Raw genomic sequence first — 19,361 nt, 5'->3', positions numbered from 1 at the left:
ATAGAACAAACAAGCAACGACCGCAGGAGGGTTCCCATGGTCCGTATCGCGCGTGAGTCTTTGGCTCTTGTATCTGTCGTCAGCTTCGTCTGGATGATGTGTCAGGTCGCCCAGCTAGTGGCCTGAGTCGTGTAGCGGTGAGGTGCGGTGATGTCGGGCAGTGAAGGTCAGGGTTTCGTCCACCTTCGCGTGCGCTCGGCCTATTCGCTGCTGGAAGGCGCCATCAAGGCCGACAAGATCCCCGGCCTGGCCGCGGCCGCGGGCATGCCGGCGGCGGGGCTGGTGGACCGCAACAACCTGTTCGGCGCGCTGGAATATTCCGTCTATTCCAAGGACTACGGTGTTCAACCGATCATCGGCTGCGCCCTGGCGGTGTCGGGTATCGGGGCGGGGCCGACCGAGCGCTGGGCGCGTACGCCGACCATCACCCTGCTGGTCCAGAACGAGCGGGGCTATCTGAATCTTTCGGAACTGTCGTCCCTGGCCTATCTGGAAAGCGGCGAGATGGTCGAGCCGGTCGTGCCCTGGGCCAAGGTGGTCGAGCACGCCGAGGGGTTGATCCTGCTGTCGGGCGGAACCGACGGCCCGATCGACGCCCTGCTGGCGGCCGGCAAGACCGCCGAGGGCGAGGCCGCGCTGGCGCAGATGCAGCGGGTGTTCGGCGATCGCTTCTATGTCGAGCTGCAGCGTCACGGCCTGCCGCGCCAGGCCGCCGCCGAGCCGGGCCTGGTCCACTGGGCCTATGAGCACGACGCGCCTCTGGTCGCCACCAACGACGTCTATTACGCCAAGCCCAGCCTGTACGACGCCCACGATGCGCTGCTGTGCATTTCCGACGGCGCCTTCGTCGGCCAGGACGAGCGGCGGCGGGTGACGCCCGAGCACTGGTTCAAGCCGGCCGAGGACATGCGCAAGCTGTTCGCCGACCTGCCCGAGGCCTGCGACAACACCCTCGATATCGCCCGCCGCTGCGCCTTCATGGTGCACAAGCGCGACCCGATCCTGCCCAGCTTCCCCACCGGTGACGGCCGCAACGAACCCGAGGAGCTGACCTATCAGGCCGAGGAAGGCCTGCGCCGGCGGCTGGCGGCGCTGCCGCAACTGGCCGCGCCGGAAGAGGAATATTGGGAACGGCTGAGGTTCGAGCTCGGCATCATCATCAAGATGGGCTTTCCGGGCTATTTCCTGATCGTGTCGGACTTCATCAAGTGGGGTAAGGAACACGGCATCCCGGTGGGACCGGGACGGGGTTCGGGCGCGGGGTCTCTGGTCGCGTGGGTGCTGACCATCACCGATCTCGACCCGCTGCGCTTCGGGTTGCTGTTCGAGCGCTTCCTCAATCCCGAGCGGGTGTCGATGCCCGACTTTGACGTCGACTTCTGCCAGGAGCGGCGCGAGGAGGTGATCTCCTACGTGCAGGAGAAATACGGCCGCGACCGCGTGGCCCAGATCATCACCTTCGGCAGTCTGCAGGCCCGCGCCGTGCTGCGGGATGTCGGGCGGGTGATGCAACTGCCGTTGGGCCTGGTCGACCGGCTCTGCAAGATGGTGCCCAACAACCCGGCCGCGCCGGTCACCCTGGCCCAGGCCATCGACATCGAGCCGCGCCTCAAGCAGGCCCGCGACGAAGACGCCAACGTCAAGGCCTGCCTGGACGTGGCCCTGCAACTGGAGGGGCTGTTCCGCAACGCCTCGACCCACGCCGCCGGCGTGGTGATCGGCGACCGGCCCCTGACCCAGCTGACCCCGCTCTACAAGGATCCGCGCTCGGACCTTCCGGCCACCCAGTTCAACATGAAGTGGGTCGAGAGCGCCGGCCTGGTGAAGTTCGACTTCCTTGGGCTCAAGACGCTCACGGTGCTGGATCGGGCGGTCAAGCACCTCAAGAAGCGCGGCGAGATCATCGATCTTGGCCAGCTGCCGTTCGACGACGCCAAGACCTACGAGCTCCTCGCCTCCGGCCAGACGGTCGGCGTGTTCCAGCTGGAAAGCCAGGGCATGCGCGACACGCTGCGCAAGATGCGCTGCAGCTCGATCGAGGAGATCACCGCGCTGATCTCGCTCTATCGTCCCGGCCCGATGGACAACATCGACACGTTCGTCGACTGCAAGTTCGGCCGCAAGCCCGTCGACAACCTGCACCCCTCGCTGGAGAAGGTGCTCAAGGAGACCTACGGCGTCATCGTCTACCAGGAACAGGTGATGCAGATCGCCCAGATCCTGGCGGGTTACAGCCTGGGCGAAGCCGATCTTCTGCGCCGGGCCATGGGCAAGAAGAAGAAGGAGGAGATGGATCTCCAGAAGATCCGTTTCGTCGCCGGCGCCAAGGAAAAGGGCGTGCCGGAGGAGCAGTCGGGCTCGATCTTCGAACTGGTGGCCAAGTTCGCCGGCTACGGCTTCAACAAGTCGCACGCGGCCGCCTATGCCCTGATCTCCTACCAGACGGCCTGGCTGAAGGCCAATACACCGGTCGAGTTCCTGGCCGCCTCGATGAGCCTGGACCTGTCGAACACGGACAAGCTGGCGGTCTTCCACCAGGACGCCCGGCGCTTCGACATCACCGTGCGGCCGCCCAACGTCAACCGCTCGGGCGCGGACTTCGAGGTCGAGAACGGCGAGGTGCTCTATGCGCTGGGCGCGGTGCGCAATGTCGGGCTGGAGGCCATGAAGCACCTGGTCGCCATCCGCGAGGAGGGCGGGCCGTTCCGCGACATCTTCGACTTCGTCGAACGGGTCGACCCCAAGCTAGTCAACAAGCGGGCGATCGAGAACCTGGCCCGGGCCGGGGCTTTCGACTCGATCCACAAGAACCGCGCCCAGATCTTCGCCTCGGCGGACGTGTTGATCGCCCATGGCCAGAGCATCGCCGCCGACCGCCAGGGCGGCCAGCACGCCCTGTTCGGCGGCGATCCGGCCGCCGGCCGGCCGCGCCTGAAGAAGACCGAGCCCTGGAGCCAGGTCGACCTCTTGGACGAGGAACTGGCGGCCGTCGGCTTCTATCTGACCGGCCACCCGCTGGACGACATGGTCGGGGTGCTGCGCCGCCGCCGCACGGCCATGCTGACCGAGGTCATCCCGCGCGCCGAGGCCGGCATGGAGGCCTTCCGCATGTGCGGCGTGGTCCGCCGCCGCCAGGAGCGGGCTTCGCAGAGCGGCGAGCGCTTCGCCTTCGTCTCGCTGTCTGACCCCAGCGGAGAGTACGAGGTGCTGTTTCCGCCAGAGGCCTTGCGCAAGTGCCGCGAGGTGCTGGAGCCGGGCAAGGCGGTGTCGATCAAGGTCCGCGCCAAGGCCCGCGACGGCGAGGTGCGGTTCTTTGGCGACGACGCCGAGCCCATCGAGAAGGCCATCGAGAACATGGTGGCGGGCCTGCGCCTGCACCTGTCGCCCTCGGCGACCGAGATCGAGGCCCTGAGAAAGCGGCTCGAGCCGGCCGCCTCGCCGCGCGGCGGCGAGGTCAGCCTGGTCGCGGCCCTGGGCGGCGGCCGCGAGATCGAGATGAAGCTGCCTGGGCGCTACACGCTCGACGCCGCCCTGCGCGGCGCCTTGAAGACCGCGCCGGGCGTAGCCCTGTTGGAAGATGTGTGATGGGAGGGGCGCGCCGGCGAATGTGGTCGTCGCGTCATCCGGTGCGGCCCGAAGGCGGGAGAACCTTGTCATCGCCGGGACCGGCCGCCTTGTTTCGAGCACGAGGCGTTGGCGCCCAGGCTGCCGGTTCGAGTCTGGATTTCCAGACGTGGGGGTCTGATGAACGTACTTGGAATTCCGCCGGCGGCGCTGCGCGACGCCGAAGCCCTGGAACTGGCCCGGGTCTGGATCGCCGAGCGGGGGCTGCACTGCTCCCTGAGGGTGGGCCTCTATGCCGACGATGGTGCGTCAGGAGAGACCAGAGCCTGGGCCATCATCCTGGCCGACATGGCGGGACATATCGCCGATGCGCTGAGCGCCGCGGGCATGGGGTCTCGGGCGGACTTGCTGGACGCGCTGGCCGACCGTTTCAACGCGGAGGTGGCTTCGCCCACATCCGCGCGTAGGGCCGAATGGGGCGTGGAGGCGAGCTGACGAGGTGATGGCGGCGTAGGCGTCGGGCTTGGGCTCGGCTTTGTCGTTGGCCGTCAACACCGGACGGAGGGATTTGGGGCAGGGGCGGCATCCTTGTCGGCCCCCAAGGTTTTCGTGCGCGTCTCTTGGGCCTGAAGCGCGCGGATCCCATCAGTTTTCGAAAGGAAATTCTCATGGCCAGACATGAAGGCGGCTGCCAGTGCGGCGCGGTGCGCTATGCGGTCGAGCTCGAACTCGACAAGCTGATCGCCTGCAACTGCTCGCGATGCGGCAAGCTGGGGTCGGTGCTGGCCTTCGCCCCCGCCTCGGCGTTCGAGCTGAAGCAGGGCCAGGACTCCCTGACTGAATACCGCTTCAACAGCCACAAGATCTCGCACCTGTTCTGCAAGACCTGCGGGATCCAATCCTTCGGCCGCGGTGTCGGGCCGGACGGGGCCGAGATGGCGGCGATCAATGTGCGCACCCTGGACGACGTGGACGTCTTCGCGCTGGAACCCCACCGGTTCGACGGCAAGTCGCTCTAGGTTATGGTGACGATTTGGGATTTCGACGGCCCGAGGTTCTGATTCAACGCTGCTTTTTGGAGGCGGCGTTGGAAGGCGAGGTTGTTCGGGACGATCAATGGGCGAGGATCGAGCCGTTCGTGCCGGGCGGCCGCAAGGGCAAGCGCGGGCCGCGCAGCAACGGCCGGTTGTTCGTGGACGCGCTGTTGCGGATGGCGCGCTCAGGCGGGCGGTGGCGTGATCTGCCCGCGCGAGTTGGGCCCTATCAGACGGCCAAGCGACACTATTGTCGCCGGATCGAGATGGGGTGCTCAACCGGCTGTTCGAGGCGGTGGCGGCCGAGCCCGATCTGGAATGGACGATGCTGGACGCCACCCTGATCCGCGCCGACGTCCAAGCCGCCGGCGCGCGGCGAAAAAGGGGGGGCCGCACGCCCAGGCGCTTGGCCGCTCGCGCGGCGGCTTCGGAACCAAGATCCACGTCTGCGTAGACGCCTTGGGCCTGCCGGTCCGCATCATTCTGGGGCCAAGCCATAAGAACGACATGGCGCCCGCCTGCGACTTGATCGACGGCGTGGCCGCCCGATACGTCCTGGCCGACAAGGCCTATGACGCCGATCGGCCGTATCTGAAGATCATCCAGCAGGGCGGCGACCCCGTCGTGCCGCCCCGTCGCCATCGCGAGCGACAGCACGCCTATGACCGCGCTCGACAAGGAGCGAAACCGCGTCGAACGCTTCTTCAGCCGCATCAAGCACTTCCGATGCATCGCCACGCGAGACGACGAGGTGGCGGCCACCTTCATGGGCTTCGTCACCCTGGCCGCCATCATGCTCTGGCTCAAATAGCTAAATCGTCACCGCAGCCTAGGATCTGTGGACACTTACCGCCCCAGAGCACGGCGGCGGCGAGGTGTAGGACGGCGAGGTAGTTCCTGGCGTCTTCTCGAAGCGTGTGGCGACGCGCCGGAACTGCTTGAGGCGGCTGAAGCAGCATTGGACCAGGTGGCGTTGGGCGTAGAGGTGCTTGTCGAGCGGATGCTTGCTGGCGCGCGAGGGGTTGTTGGGAATGACCGCGAGCGCGCCCTTGGCGGCGATGGCTTGGCGCAGATGGTCAGCGTCGTAGGCGGTGTCGGCCATGACGACGCGGGCGGGCAGGCCTTGGATCAAGGCGGCGGCCTGGGGTGTGTCGCCCCGGTGTCCGGGGTCAGGATGAACCGGACGGGCAGGCCAAGTCCCGCACGGCCATGTGGACCTTGGTGCTCAGGCCACCGCGGGAACGTCCAAAGGCTTGATCTTCAGACCCCCTTCTTTGGCCCCGCTAGCGTGCTGGTGGGCGCGAACGATGGTGGAGTCGACAATCAGGTATTCGAAGTCGGGATCGCCCGACATCGCTTCGAAGATCCGTCGCCAGACGCCCTTCTGGCTCCAGCGACTGAACCGTCGAAAGGCGCTGTTCCAATCGCCGAACGCCTCGGGAAGGTCGCGCCAGGGCGAACCCGTGCGCACGATCCACAACACGCCCTCGACGAACAGCCGGTTGTCACGGCCCGTCGAGCCCTTCTGGTCAGGACGACCGATGATCAGGCCCGACATGCGGTCCCAATCGGCGTCGCTCAGCACCAAACGATCCATCACACCCAAGACCGCCTCCTAAAAGACAGTCTTGAATCACGATTTGGAGCCGCCGGAATTCTTAGAGTCCACAGCTCCTAGAGCATCGCGCGGAAAAAGCGGCGCGAAGGCGGGACCTAGAGCAAGCTGCGCCATTCCTCATCTCGCGCGGCTTGCTCTTGGGGCTGTCGACCGTCAGGCGTTTGGCGTCGAGGCGCCACCCTCGTCGTTCGGCCGGGGTCAGGATGAGGCTATTGGTAGGGCGGCCGAGCAGAATTCCTCATCCTGAGCTTGTCGAAGGACGAGGAATTCGGCCCAAGGCCGTCCACCGTCCACCGTCCACCGGCGCTAGCGGGCTATCGAAGGCGTCAACGGCGATCGACCCGGCGGTAGGGGTGGGGTGGTGGGTTCACAGGAGGGGGAGAACGGCCGGGATCACGGGCGAAGGCCTGTCCGGCAGGCCCGGAGCCCTCGCGTTTGGCGGCCAGTGGAAGGAACGCACGGTCCGCTGCGTCCGCAGCGAGACTCCATGGCCCCTCCTGCGCTCTATTGCTGTTCATCGCGAGGCGCTTGGAGGGCGGCATGATCCACAGCTTGAAGGCGGTCGGTGCAGCCCTGGCGCTTTTGCTCGGCGGGCCGCCGCTGGCCATCGCCGCGCAGCCGTCCTCCGCGGTCGCGGCGAAGAGCCAGGACGGCCAGCGGGATTTTGACTGGGAGATCGGTGAATGGACGACGCGCCTGTCCCGCCTCCAGCATCCCCTGACCGGGTCGAACGCCTGGGTCGAGTACGAGGGGGTGACCGTTGTCCGACCGGTGCTGGACGGCAGCGCCAATCTGGTCGAGCTGAAGGTCAAGGGCGCGGCCGGCCGGATCGAGGGCCTGTCCCTGCGCCTGTACGACCCGGACGCCCAGCAGTGGAGCCTCAACTTCGCCGGCGGCGGGGTGCTCACCCGGCCGGTCTACGGCCAGTTCAAGGAGGGTCGCGGCGTCTTCTACGGACAGGACAGCTTGGGCGGCCGGGCCATCCTGGTGCGCTTCATCATCTCCGACGTCACCGCAAACTCCGCGCGCTTCGAGCAGGCGTTTTCGGATGACGGCGGGGTCAACTGGGAAGTGAACTGGATCGCCGTCGACACTCGCCGCTGAGCAGGGACTTCGCGCGTCCCTAGCCCAAGGAGAGCCGCGCGCCGCCGGCGAACGGGGAGAGGATCCCTACCACGCCATGGCGCGGCCGTTGGGCAGGCGGGCGCGGCCAAGACGGCGCCTGGCGGCCTTGCCGCAGCCGACGATCATCGGCGCGTCGGCCCCGCGGAGCAGCGGCAGGTCGTCGAGGCTGTCGGTATAGGCGTAGGCCCAACGCGGGCCATGGCCGGCCTCGGCCAGGGCCTGGCACTTGCGCTGGTGGCGGCAATGAACGTCGGCCACCCAGCCGCCGGCCTGACGCTTGAGCGAGGTGCCCAAGACGACGATCGGTCGATCAAGCGGACCGATCAGGGATTGGGCCAGGACGGTTGGCGCCGCGGTGACCACCACCACCTCGTCGCCACGGGCGAAGTGACCTTCCAGGGTCTCGACCCCTTGTCGGCGCCAGCGGAGGGGCAGGGCGCCCGCCTGGAAACGGCTGGCGAACGCGGCGCACGAGTCCTGCAGTTCTCGCTCGTCCAGCCCGACCGTGGCGATCCACAGCAGGATCGAGGCCCCGGTCCGCCGCGTGCGGGGCGCGATCACCATCGGAATGGCGACCGGCGCAACCAGCAGGATGGCCAGCAGGCGGGGCAGGGAACGGCGAGCCCGGTCCCACAGCCACAGCGCCGTGGAATCGCTGTCCAGCAAGGTGCCGTCGAGGTCGAACACCGCGAGCATGGTCTGGCCTGTCCGCCGCGACCCAAAGGTCGGGCCGCCGTCATCAAGCCGCGATTTGATGTCAGAATGACGTGCGGATCGTGGCGAACTGTGGATGAATCCATCCAGGTCGCCTTTGCCATTCAAGCGTCGACGAAGGCCTGACGATGGCGCGCGACATAGGTCGGATGCGGTCGCAGGCGCGGGTCCGCCGGCAGGTGGATGCGGTCCATCTGATTGGCGAACAGGCCTCGCAATTCACTGGGAACCTTGTTGTGCGACACCAGCAATCGGTAGTCGTCGGTCAACGAGATCAGGTGGCGGTCGAACAGCCAGTGGATCGTGCCCGACAGGGCGATTCCGTTCTGCACGACGTCGGGACCACCATGGCTCACGGGCCAGATATGCGCGGCCTGGACTTCCGAGCGGCCGCCGCCATTGATGATCCGCAGGCCGGTAACCGCGCAGCGATCGTCATAGGCCTCGCAGACCTGTCGCCGGAAATTGGCGTCGCGGATCTTGCGATTGACCAGCATCGCCTCGACGCGTCGAGCCTGTTCAATGGGCGGAACATCGAACATGAAGGGCTCGCCGATCTCGAGAAAACCCCCGGGCGGGCCCAGCCGCTGTGCGTTTGCGGGTTCCAAGGTCTGGTTCAGACCGGCCAGAACGATGGCGGCGAAATCCGCGTCATCTAGGGAGCGCATCGCCCGACCTTGCACGCCCGCGCCGATCCGGCTGGGGTTCCCAATGGCGCGGAGCGGCGTCTCCCAGTAGCCGTCCTGTCCGACAAAGGGCACTGGCGCGTCAAAGGGCAGATAGTCACCAAGCTTGGCGTAGGCGTGATCCAGCCGCCGCGGGTCAGGCCTGACGTCGAGAACCTTCGCCACGGCGACGTAGGCCCGCCGGCCTCCGTTTCGCTGAGGTTCGCGTAGGACGACCCAATCGCCTTGCGCCGCGAGCGCGGCGGCCATGTAGTTGCTGCGCCTGGGAAAGTGGTACTGATCGAAAGCGTCGTCATAGCCTGAGTTGGGCTTGGTATCGAAGACAGCCTTCACGGATCACCCCGACGCGTCGCCCGCGAACATCGCGATGAGAGTAATGGAACCGCGCCCGTCGAGCCGGTCAAGGGCGTGAACGGGCGCCTAAGGGCTTGCTTTTTGGTCCGTTCACGCCTATTTGCGCGGCCATTCCACACGTGGACGTGCGGCGACGCCGGGGAGACATCCCGTCGTTACCGTTCCGGTCCCGGTCCGAATCGTCGGAGCGGGGGTGTCCACGGAGGTTCAACCGGAAGAAGGAGACCTATCATGGCGCTTCCCGAATTCTCCATGCGTCAGCTCTTGGAAGCTGGCGCCCACTTCGGCCACCAGACGCACCGCTGGAACCCGAAGATGGACCGCTACATCTTTGGTTCGCGTTCGAACATCCACATCATCGACCTGTCGCAGTCGATTCCGCTCCTGCACCAGGCCCTGGTGAAGGTGCGTGAGGTCGCCGCCGCCGGCGGCCGCGTGCTGTTCGTCGGCACCAAGCGCCAGGCCAGCGACCCGGTCGCCACCGCCGCCAAGCGCTGCGCCCAGTACTATGTCAACCACCGCTGGCTCGGCGGCACCCTGACCAACTGGCGCACCGTCTCGGGCTCGATCGCGCGTCTGCGCGAGCTGGAAGGCGTTCTGGCCGGCGAAGGCCAAGGCCGTTCCAAGAAGGAACTGCTGCAGCTGACCCGCGAGCGCGACAAGCTGGAGCTGTCGCTGGGCGGCATCAAGGACATGGGCGGCATCCCCGACATCATGTTCGTGATCGACACCAACAAGGAAGCGATCGCGATCCTCGAGGCCCGCAAGCTGAACATCCCGGTCGTCGCCATCCTCGACACCAACTGCGATCCGGACGGCATCACCTACCCGATCCCGGGTAACGACGACGCCGCCCGCGCCCTGCAGCTGTACTGCGACCTGATCGCCGACGCCGTTCTGGACGGCCTGGCCGCCGGCCAAGCCAACTCGGGCGTCGACCTGGGCGCCTCGATCGCTCCGATCGAGCCGACCCTGGCTCGCGAACTGACGCCGGAACCGGTGGCTGAAGCCGCTGCTCCGGAAGTTGCTCCCGCCGAAGTCGCTGCTCAGGAAGCTGCGTTTGAAGCCGCCGCTGCTCCGGAAGCCGCTCAAGAAGCGACCGCCGAAGCGATCGAAGCCGTCGCCGAAGAGCCGGCCGCGAGCTGATTTTCCGATCACCGGATCGGGATTTCGGTCCCGGTCCGGTCTTCGTGAACCTGACATGCGACCGGGCTATCAAGCCCGGTCGTAATTTTGTTTCACGCGTTTCCCCGCCGGACCGGTCCTGGTCGCGGTTGGAAGCGCTCTGACGTTTCAATGGAGGAACTCATGGCTGAAGTGACCGCTGCGCTGGTGAAAGAGCTGCGCGAAAAGTCCGGCGTCGGCATGATGGACTGCAAGAAGGCCCTGGTCGAAAACAACGGCGACATCGACGCGTCCATCGACTGGCTGCGCGAAAAGGGCCTGTCCAAGGCCGCCAAGAAGGCCGACCGCGTCGCCGCTGAAGGCCTCGTCGGCATCGCCGTCCGCAACGACGGCGCCGGCATGACCGCCGCCGCGGTGGAAGTGAACGCCGAGACCGACTTCCTGGGTCGCAACGAGCTGTTCCAGAACGCCGTCCGCAAGATCGCGGCCGTCGGCCTGGACAACGACGGCGTGGACGCCATCAACGCGGCCAAGACCGCCGACGGCGACGTCGTGGCGGATACGCTGACCAACCTGATCGCCACCATCGGCGAGAACATGGTCCTGCGCCGTTCGGCCAAGTTCTCGGTCGCCCAGGGCGCGGTGTCGTCCTACATCCACAACGCCACCGCCCCAGACCTGGGCCGCATCGGCGTGCTGGTGGCCATCGAAGGCGCCGGCGACCAGGCCAAGATCCTGGAGCTGGGCCGCAAGATCGCCATGCACGTGGCCGCGACCGCCCCGCTGTCGCTGTCGCCGGACGACCTGGACCAGGCCGCCATCGAGAAGGAGCGCCAGATCTTCACCGCGCAGGCGCTGGAGTCGGGCAAGCCCCCGGCCGTCGTCGAGAAGATGGTCGAAGGCCGCATCCGCAAGTTCCTGGAAGAAGTCGTGCTGCTGAAGCAGGCCTTCGTCATGAACCCGGACCAGACCGTCGAGCAACTGGTCGCCGAAACCGGCAAGGAACTGGGCTCGCCGCTCACCGTGAAGGGCTTCGTTCGCCTGGCCCTGGGTGAAGGCGTCGAAAAGGCTCCGGAAGGCGATTTCGCCGCCGAAGTCGCCGCCATGGCCGGCCAGGCCTAAGTCTTTTCCGACGCCTTCCCGTTCTTCGGAAAGGGGGCGTCGGATTCGACCGCCTACGAAAGGCGCGGCGCGCATCGAGCGCGCGCCGCGCCTTTTTTGCGCCCCGGTCGCGCACCTGCACGCGATCTGGCCGGTTTGAGCCCGGAAAACCGATCCCACTTTTCCGGAACGCGCACTATGTTGCGTCCCGACGACTCAGGAAGAGCCTCCCGCATGTCCGAACCCCAGCACAGACCCTACCGCCGCGTGCTTCTGAAGGTTTCGGGCGAGGTGTTGATGGGCGACACGCCCTACGGCATCGACACCAAGACCGTCGAATCGGTGGCCGAGGACATCCGCGAGATCGTCCAGTCCGGCGTCGAGCTGTGCCTGGTGATCGGCGGCGGCAACATCTTCCGCGGCATGGCCGGCGCGGCCAAGGGCATGGAGCGCTCAAGCGCCGACTACATGGGCATGCTGGCTACGGTCATGAACGCTCTGGCCATGCAGGACGCCCTGGAGCGCATCGGCGTCTCCACCCGCGTGCAGTCGGCCATCCCGATGGCCACGGTCTGCGAGCCCTACATCCGCCGCCGCGCCCAGCGGCACCTGGAGAAGGGCAGGGTGGTGATCTTCGCCGCCGGCACCGGCAATCCGTTCTTCACCACCGACACCGCCGCGGCCCTGCGCGCCGCCGAAATGCAATGTGACGCCCTGTTCAAAGGGACCAGCGTCGACGGCATCTACAGCGCCGATCCCAAGAAGGATCCGCAAGCCAAGCGCTACGACACCCTCGACTACATGGACGTGCTGGCCAAGGACCTGCGGGTGATGGACGCCTCGGCCGTGGCCCTGATGCGCGACAACAACATCCCGATCGTGGTCTTCTCCATCAAGGGACGCGGCAACCTGCTGAACGTCCTCAAGGGGCAGGGGACTCACACCGTCGTCTCCGGCGTCCGCGCCGCTTAATTTCCCAGCGAAGAGAGCCCAAGCCATGGCCACCGCCGAAAAACCCGTCCTGTCCCGCTACAAGGACCGCATGGAAAAAGCCGTGCTATCCCTGAAGGAAGACTTCGCTGGCCTGCGCACCGGTCGCGCGTCCGCGGGCCTTCTCGACCAGATCATGGTCAACGCCTACGGTTCGATGGTGCAACTCAACACCGTCGCCTCGATCAGCGTCCCCGAGCCGCGCCAGATCAACGTCAACATCTGGGACAAGGGCGTCGTCTCGGCCGTCGAGAAAGCGGTTCGCAACTCGGACCTGGGCCTCAACCCGGTGGTCGAGGGCAACAACCTGCGCATTCCGATTCCGCCGCTGACCGAAGAGCGCCGCAAGGACTTGGTCAAGGTGGCCGGCAAGTACGCCGAAGCCCAGAAGGTGGCCGTCCGCAACATCCGTCGCGACGCCAATGACGACCTCAAGAAGGCCGAAAAGGCGTCCGTCATCAGCGAGGACGAGCTGAAGAAGATGGAGACCGAGGTCCAGAAGATGACCGACGCGGCCATCAAGCAGGTCGACGAGGCCTTGAAAACCAAGGAACAAGAGATCATGCAGGTTTAGCATCGACCTGCGTTGTGGGGGGAGATGAGGGAAGGCTGAAGCGCATGGCGCCGACGACCGGCCTGCAGGATGTCTCGACGCGCGCCGGGGGCGCCAAGTCGGGGCGGCCGCTGCATGTGGCCATCATCATGGACGGCAACGGCCGTTGGGCGAAGCGGCGCAACCTGCCGCGCGTCCTGGGCCATCGCGCCGGCGTCAACGCCCTGAAGCGGACCGTCGAAGGCGCCGCCGCCTTGGGCGTGGGCGTGATGACGGTGTTCGGCTTTTCCACCGAGAACTGGAGCCGTCCGCCGCAGGAGGTGTCGGAACTGATGGGCCTGCTGAAGGCCTATCTGGAGTCCGATATCGACCGGTTGGCCCGCGAGGGCGTGAAAGTCCGGATCATCGGTCGCCGCACGGGACTGGCCGCCGACGTACTGGCCGTGATCGAGCGGGCCGAGAGCCGCACCAGCCATAACGACGCCTTCCTGCTGCAGGTGGCGTTCAACTATGGCGGCCGGGCCGACATCGCCGACGCCGCGCGCGCCTTCGCCGAGGCGGTGGAGCGCGGCGAAGCGCGGGCCGCCGACCTGGACGAGGCGCTGTTCGAGCGACACCTGTCGACGGCGGGGGCTCCGGCCCCGGACGTCATCGTGCGCACCAGCGGTGAGCAGCGGATCTCGAACTTCCTGCTTTGGGAATGCGCCTACGCCGAACTCGTGTATCAGGATGTTCTTTGGCCGGACTATGGGCCCGAACACCTGGCCGCCGCGTTGACGGAATATCGCAGCCGCGACCGTCGCTATGGAGGTATCGCCGTCGATGACGTCGCCGTCGCCGGCTAAACGTTTCAACTGGAGCAACCTGCGGATCCGTGTCGCCTCGGCCACGGTGCTGGTGCCTACGGTCGTGGCCGCCGTCTGGTTCGGCGACGTCTGGTACCTGGGCCTGATCCTGGTGGGCGTGGCGCTGCTGGCTCGCGAGTGGGCCGAGATGAGCGCCCGGCGGGCCGTGCTGGGCGTGGCCCTGGCGATCGGCGCGGCCGTGGCGATCTCGGTGATCGTCGCCTTCCGCGGCCACTACTACATCACCTGGCCGGTGGTGATCGTCGGCGCCGTGGCCGCCGCCCTGATGGCCCGCGGCGCGGTCGAGCGGCGGGCCGACGCGGCCTATGGGGTGATCTATATCGCGCCGGCGGTGATCGCGATGATCTGGCTGCGCCGGATGGAGGCGGGCCTGTCCTGGACCCTGCTGATGTTCACCGTCACCTGGTTCGCCGACATCTTCGCCTTCGCGACGGGCAGTCTGCTGAAGGGGCCCAAGCTTTGGCCGCGCTATTCGCCCAACAAGACCTGGTCGGGCTTCTTCGGCGGGCTGGTCGCCGCCTCTCTGGGGGCGGTGGGCATCGTGGCCCTGTCCCAGGCGCTGCCTGCGTTGCCGGACCTGCACCTGGCCTGGCCCGTGGCGGCCGCGATCGGCCTGCTGGGCGGCCTGGCCACCATGGCGGGCGACCTGTGGGAATCCATGCTGAAGCGCCGGTTCGGCGTGAAGGATTCGGGCGACCTGATCCCCGGCCACGGCGGCATGCTGGACCGCGTCGACGGCCTGATGTTCGCGGCGATCGTGGTCGCCGGCGCGCGGCTGCTCGACCAATGGGGATGGCTGCCTTGACTCACCCTCGCCCGGGCGTGGCCCGCAAGGTCGTGGTGCTGGGGTCGACGGGGTCCATCGGCGTTTCGACGCTGGACCTGTTCGAACAGGCCGACGTTGGCGTCGAGATCCTGGCCCTGACCGCCGGCCGCAACGTCGAGAAGCTGGCGCAGCAGGCCCTGCGCTGGAAGCCCCAGGTCGCGGTCATCGACGACGAAACCTGCCTGCCGGAGCTGCGCGAGCGCCTGGCGGGTTCGGGCGTCCGGGCCGCCGCCGGGGCCGCCGCGGTCTCCGAGGCCGCCGCCATGGGGGCGGACTGGGTGATGTCGGCCATCGTCGGCGCGGCGGGCCTGGCCCCGACCCTGGCCGCGGCCCGCACGGGCGCGGTCATCGCCCTGGCCAACAAGGAAAGCCTGGTCTGCGCCGGTCCGGCCCTGCTGGCCATCGCCCACGAGGCCGGCGGCTCGGTGATTCCCGTCGATTCCGAGCACTCGGCGATCTTCCAGGTGCTGCAGCGCGACTGTATCGACCAGGTATCGCGCCTGATCCTGACGGCCTCGGGCGGGCCCTTCCGCACCTGGGACAAGGCCGCCATGGCCAAGGCCACGCCGGAACAGGCGGTGGCCCATCCGAACTGGTCGATGGGCGCCAAGATTTCGGTCGATTCCGCGACGATGATGAACAAGGGCCTCGAGATGATCGAGGCGTCCTACCTGTTCGACACTCCGCAAGAGCGCATCGACGTCGTGATCCACCCGCAGTCCGTGATCCACAGCCTGGTCGAATACGCCGACGGCTCGACCCTGGCTCAATTGGGTCCGCCGGACATGCGCAGTCCGATCTCCTGCGCCTTCTCCTGGCCCCAGCGCCTTTCATGGCCGGCCAAGCCCCTGGACCTGGCCGCCTATGGCCAGCTGACCTTCGAGGCGCCGGACCTGGACCGCTTCCCGTCGATCGCCATCGCCCGCGAAGCCCTGCGTCTGGGCGGCGGCGCGCCGGCCGCCATGAACGCCGCCAACGAGGTGGCCGTCGCGGCCTTCCTTGACCGCCAGATCGGCTTTCTGGATATTGCGCGCGCGGTGGCGGGGACACTTGAGCGCATGAACGGCCTGGGCGAACTCGCCTATAGCGTCGACGACGCCCTCGACAGCGCGATGATGACCGACGCCTCGGCTCGCCGCATTGCGGCCGAGGTTGTCGGCCAGAATCATATCTAGAGACTGACCGGGGAGTTGGGCGCCACCTTATGATCGGGTTTTTGACGGGCCTTCTTGCGTTCGTGTTCGTGCTGTCCGTCGTCGTGACAGTGCACGAGCTCGGCCATTTCTGGGCCGCGCGAGCCTGTGGCGTGGCGATCGACTGCTTCTCAATCGGCTTTGGCCCCAAGATCGTGGCGTGGCGCGACAAGACCGGCGTCGAATGGCGGATCGCCTCGATCCCCCTGGGCGGCTATGTGCGATTCTCCGGCGACGACAACGCCGCCAGCGTGCCGGACGGCAGCGACCTGGCGGTCCTCAAGCGCGAGATCGCCGCGCGCGAGGGCGAGGCGGCCGTTTCGCGCTACTACCACTTCAAACCCGTATGGCAGCGCGCGATCATCGCCGTCGCCGGTCCCGTGGCCAATTTCCTGCTGGCGATCGCCGTGTTCGCCGTCTTCATGGTGACCCTGGGCGAATATCGCCATCCGGCGACAATCGAGACGGTTCCCGCGAATAGCCCGGCCGCCGCGGCCGGGTTCCGACCCGGCGATTTGATCACCAAGGCCGATGGTCGTCGGATCAAGACCTTCGAAGAGCTGAAGGGCTATGTCATGCTCCGGGCGCGTCTGCCCATCGACTTCACGGTCGAGCGTGGCGATCAGACCCTGCATCTCGTGGCCACCCCGGTCCAGGTCGAGGTCGTCGACAAGATCAACGGCCGTATGAAGATCGGCCAACTGGGCATCGGCAACACTAGCCGCCCCTACCACTATCGCTCGTCGATCTGGCGCGCCATTCCCGACGCCACCGTGCAGGTCTGGGACCAGATCAGCACCATCGGCTTCTACCTCGGACGCCTGGTCACCGGCCAGATCTCGGCCGACCAGATCAGCGGCGTGATCGGCATCGGCCACGCGGTGGGCGCCATGGCCTCGGCCACCACAGCCGACGCGCCCGACATCCAGACGCTGCTGCTGCGTTTCTTCGTTGGCCAGATGATCATGGTCGCCACCCTGTCGGTCAGCATCGGCTTCATGAACCTGCTGCCCATACCGGTGCTCGATGGCGGCCATTTGCTGATGTACGCCTACGAGGCGATCGCCAAGCGACCGCTGAAGGCCGAGTTCCAGGCCGCCGGCTTCAGAGCGGGGCTTGCCTTGATCCTTGGTTTCATGCTGTTCGCGGCCTGGAACGATCTTCACCGCTACGACGTGTTCAAATTCATTGGCGGCCTGTTCTCGTGACCTGTTCGCGTGAGCCCGGCCGTCCGTCCATGATTGGTCCCATGAGCAAAATTCGCGCCCACAGCGCCGCGTTCGCCACCGGCGTTGCGCTCCTTCTCGGTTCCACGGCCCTCACGGCGCCGCAGGCGGCCCTGGCCCAGGCCCAGACTACGGGCGTGGTCCAGCGCATCGTGGTGCAGGGCAACGAGCGGATCGAGCAGGGGACCGTGCTGTCCTACCTGCCGATCCAGCCGGGCGAGACCGTCGATCCCCAGCGCCTCGACCTGGCGCTGAAGACCTTGGCGCGCACCGACCTGTTCGCCGACGTCAAGATCGAGCTGCAAGGCGGCGACCTGATCGTCAAGGTCGTCGAGAACCCGATCATCAACCAGGTGGTCTTCGAGGGGAACTCGGCGCTCAAGGAAGACAAGCTGAAGGACGAGGTGCAGATCCGTCCGCGCGGCATCTTCACCCGCGCCAAGGTCCAGGCCGACGTCCAGCGCATCATCGAGCTGTATCGGCGCTCGGGCCGCATCTCGGCGACCGTGACGCCCAAGGTGGTCGAGCTGCCGCAGAAGCGCGTCGACCTGGTGTTCGAGATCAGCGAAGGCCCCAAGAGCGGCGTGCTGGGCGTCAACTTCCTGGGCAATGTCGAATATTCGGACAACGACCTGAAGGACGTCATCGTCACCAAGGAGTCGCACTGGTACAAGTTCCTGACCAGCAACGACAACTACGATCCGGACCGGATCGAGTACGACCGCGAGCAGCTGCGCAAGTTCTACCGCAATCGCGGCTATTTCGACTTCCGCGTGGTGGCCACCGTCGCCGAACTGGCCACCGACAAGAACGGCTTCGCGGTCACCTATACGATCGACGAAGGCCCCAAGTACAAGTTCGGCAAGGTCACGGTCGAGACCGAACTGAAGAAGCTTGACGGCAACCTGCTGGCCCAGATCCTGCCGATCCGCGCCGGCCAGCTGTACGAAGACGACAAGATCGAGCAGGCCACCGACGCCCTGACCTTCGCGGCGGGCGCGGCCGGCTTCGCGTTCGTGGACGTGCGCCCGCGCTACGTGCCCAACCACGAGAACAACACCGTGGACGTGGTGTTCTCGGTGCGGGAAGGCCCGCGGGTCTATGTCGACCGGATCGACATCGTCGGCAACACGCGCACGCTGGACTACGTGGTGCGCCGCGAACTGGAAGTGGCCGAGGGCGACGCCTACAACCGCGTCCTGGTCGACCGCTCGAAGAACCGCGTTCGCGCCCTGGGCTTCTTCAAGGACGTCAACATCGAGGAAGTGCCCGGCGCTCAGCCGGACCGCACGACCCTGCGGGTCAAGACCGAGGAGCAGCCGACGGGCGAACTGTCGTTCAGCGCCGGCTACAGCTCGGTCGACAAGCTGGTGCTGGACGTCGGCATCACCGAACGGAACTTCCGCGGCCGCGGCCAGAACCTGCGGGCTCGCGTCTCCGTTGGTTCGCTGCGCCAGCAGATCGACTTCGGCTTCACCGAGCCGCGCTTCCTGGGCCGAGACCTGCGCGCGGGCCTGGATCTGTACTCGTATCGCTACGACCTGAGCGACTACGCCGCCTACGATACGGAATCGACCGGCGGCACGCTGCGCCTGGGCTTCCCGCTGACCCAGAACGCCTCGATGGGCCTGCGCTACCAGCTCCGCCAGGACAAGGTGAGCGTGGAGGACAGCCTCTGCACCAACGGCCAGGTGTCCGACATCCTGTGCCTGCAGCGCGGCTCGTACATCACCTCGCTGATCGGCTACAATCTGCGGCTCGACAAGCGCAACGACCCAATCCAACCGACCCGCGGCTGGTTCGCCGACCTGAGCCAGGACCTGGCCGGCTTCGGCGGCGACACCAAGTATCTGAAGACCGAGACCGACGCCGGCTGGTACTGGGGCTTCAACAAGGACTTCATCTTCAGCGCCGTCGGTTCGGCGGGCTATATCGAGGGCTGGGGCGGCGACAACATCCGCATCAACGACCGCTTCTACAAGGGCGGCAGCTCGTTCCGCGGCTTCGAGATCGCCGGCATCGGCCCGCGCGACACGACCAACGGCAACCAGAGCAGCAACTCCCTGGGCGCCAAGCTCTACGCCATCGGCACGTTCGAGCTGACGGTCCCGACGTTCCTGCCCGAGCAGTACGGCATCAAGGCCGCGGTGTTCTCCGACTTCGGCACGGCGGGCCAGTTGGACGACGTCGACCGGCTGGACAAGGCCGGACTGGACAATCCGAAGATCAAGGACGGGCTGGGCCTGCGGGCTTCGGCTGGCCTGAGCATCGACTGGAAGTCCCCCATGGGGCCCATCCGGTTCGATTTCAGCCATATTCTCGCTAAAGAAGACTACGACAGAACCGAAACCTTCCGGTTCTCCACCTCCACAAGGTTCTAATCAGC

General features: G+C 66.7%; 16 protein-coding genes and 2 pseudogenes. 15 read left to right on the top strand and 3 right to left on the bottom strand.

Translation table 11 applies throughout. The features are described from left to right. Window positions 1–36: 36 nt before the first annotated feature. From sidA to G3M57_RS14370, 5 genes and pseudogenes are all read left to right on the top strand, one after another. A complete protein-coding gene (sidA, locus tag G3M57_RS27740; RefSeq protein ID WP_035074860.1) occupies window positions 37–126 on the top strand; it encodes a cell division inhibitor SidA in 90 nt (29 codons plus the stop codon). A gap of 24 nt (window positions 127–150) precedes the next feature. Then, window positions 151–3,585 carry a DNA polymerase III subunit alpha gene (dnaE, locus tag G3M57_RS14385; RefSeq protein WP_163231311.1) on the top strand — a complete coding sequence of 1,145 codons (3,435 nt, stop codon included), beginning with the start codon at window positions 151–153 and terminating at the stop codon, window positions 3,583–3,585. Between the two features lie 159 nt (window positions 3,586–3,744). Further along, window positions 3,745–4,059 (top strand): DUF5076 domain-containing protein, encoded by a 315-nt coding sequence (locus tag G3M57_RS14380; protein ID WP_163231309.1) that lies wholly within the window; start codon window positions 3,745–3,747, stop codon window positions 4,057–4,059. Window positions 4,060–4,232: 173 nt separating this feature from the next. Further along, window positions 4,233–4,583 carry a GFA family protein gene (locus G3M57_RS14375; RefSeq protein ID WP_056750077.1) on the top strand — a complete coding sequence of 117 codons (351 nt, stop codon included), beginning with the start codon at window positions 4,233–4,235 and terminating at the stop codon, window positions 4,581–4,583. 68 nt (window positions 4,584–4,651) lie between these two features. Beyond that, a pseudogene (locus G3M57_RS14370) lies at window positions 4,652–5,409 on the top strand (IS5 family transposase). Here the strand turns inward: G3M57_RS14370 and G3M57_RS14365 are convergent. Then, window positions 5,402–6,204, bottom strand: a pseudogene (locus G3M57_RS14365) (IS5 family transposase). The pseudogenes G3M57_RS14370 and G3M57_RS14365 sit on opposite strands and share 8 nt — an antisense overlap. Window positions 6,205–6,756: 552 nt before the next feature. Here G3M57_RS14365 and G3M57_RS14360 point away from each other — a divergent pair. Then, a complete protein-coding gene (locus tag G3M57_RS14360; RefSeq protein WP_056750083.1) occupies window positions 6,757–7,320 on the top strand; it encodes a hypothetical protein in 564 nt (187 codons plus the stop codon). Between the two features lie 66 nt (window positions 7,321–7,386). On the opposite strand, the gene G3M57_RS14355 is transcribed toward G3M57_RS14360, so the two are convergent. Together G3M57_RS14355 and G3M57_RS14350 are read right to left on the bottom strand one after the other, a co-directional pair. Further along, window positions 7,387–8,037: a haloacid dehalogenase-like hydrolase gene (locus tag G3M57_RS14355; protein ID WP_163231307.1), complete on the bottom strand. Its 651-nt coding sequence runs from the start codon at window positions 8,035–8,037 to the stop codon at window positions 7,387–7,389. A gap of 122 nt (window positions 8,038–8,159) precedes the next feature. After that, complete coding sequence (locus G3M57_RS14350) at window positions 8,160–9,074, bottom strand: HNH endonuclease (RefSeq protein ID WP_163231305.1); 915 nt, start codon at window positions 9,072–9,074, stop codon at window positions 8,160–8,162. 252 nt (window positions 9,075–9,326) lie between these two features. Between G3M57_RS14350 and rpsB the strand changes: the two genes are divergently transcribed. The 9 genes from rpsB to bamA all read left to right on the top strand — a co-directional run bounded on the left by rpsB (window position 9,327) and on the right by bamA (window position 19,356). Continuing rightward, window positions 9,327–10,241 carry a 30S ribosomal protein S2 gene (gene rpsB, locus G3M57_RS14345; RefSeq protein WP_056750088.1) on the top strand — a complete coding sequence of 305 codons (915 nt, stop codon included), beginning with the start codon at window positions 9,327–9,329 and terminating at the stop codon, window positions 10,239–10,241. Window positions 10,242–10,403: 162 nt separating this feature from the next. Further along, entirely contained in the window at window positions 10,404–11,342 is a 939-nt protein-coding gene (tsf, locus tag G3M57_RS14340) for a translation elongation factor Ts (protein ID WP_056750091.1), read from the top strand. Window positions 11,343–11,555: 213 nt separating this feature from the next. Further along, a complete protein-coding gene (gene pyrH / locus G3M57_RS14335) occupies window positions 11,556–12,293 on the top strand; it encodes a UMP kinase (RefSeq protein ID WP_056750094.1) in 738 nt (245 codons plus the stop codon). A 25-nt stretch (window positions 12,294–12,318) separates the two neighbouring features. Beyond that, the gene (gene frr / locus G3M57_RS14330; RefSeq protein WP_056750097.1) at window positions 12,319–12,885 is read left to right on the top strand and encodes a ribosome recycling factor; all 567 of its coding nucleotides are present in this window, start codon (window positions 12,319–12,321) and stop codon (window positions 12,883–12,885) included. A 44-nt stretch (window positions 12,886–12,929) separates the two neighbouring features. Further along, a complete protein-coding gene (gene uppS / locus G3M57_RS14325; RefSeq protein ID WP_056750099.1) occupies window positions 12,930–13,709 on the top strand; it encodes a polyprenyl diphosphate synthase in 780 nt (259 codons plus the stop codon). Continuing rightward, window positions 13,687–14,535 (top strand): phosphatidate cytidylyltransferase, encoded by an 849-nt coding sequence (locus G3M57_RS14320; protein WP_056750103.1) that lies wholly within the window; start codon window positions 13,687–13,689, stop codon window positions 14,533–14,535. The genes uppS and G3M57_RS14320 overlap by 23 nt, the downstream gene beginning before the upstream one ends. Further along, complete coding sequence (locus G3M57_RS14315) at window positions 14,523–15,731, top strand: 1-deoxy-D-xylulose-5-phosphate reductoisomerase (RefSeq protein WP_163231303.1); 1,209 nt, start codon at window positions 14,523–14,525, stop codon at window positions 15,729–15,731. The genes G3M57_RS14320 and G3M57_RS14315 overlap by 13 nt, the downstream gene beginning before the upstream one ends. A 41-nt stretch (window positions 15,732–15,772) precedes the next feature. Then, window positions 15,773–16,957: a M50 family metallopeptidase gene (locus tag G3M57_RS14310; RefSeq protein ID WP_244322553.1), complete on the top strand. Its 1,185-nt coding sequence runs from the start codon at window positions 15,773–15,775 to the stop codon at window positions 16,955–16,957. Window positions 16,958–16,986: 29 nt separating this feature from the next. Continuing rightward, the gene (gene bamA / locus G3M57_RS14305) at window positions 16,987–19,356 is read left to right on the top strand and encodes an outer membrane protein assembly factor BamA (protein ID WP_163231298.1); all 2,370 of its coding nucleotides are present in this window, start codon (window positions 16,987–16,989) and stop codon (window positions 19,354–19,356) included. Window positions 19,357–19,361 lie beyond the last annotated feature (5 nt).

This window comes from Caulobacter rhizosphaerae, from assembly GCF_010977555.1.
In the GTDB taxonomy this organism is placed as follows: domain Bacteria; phylum Pseudomonadota; class Alphaproteobacteria; order Caulobacterales; family Caulobacteraceae; genus Caulobacter; species Caulobacter rhizosphaerae.
This window is presented reverse-complemented; position numbering and strand designations above follow the sequence as displayed.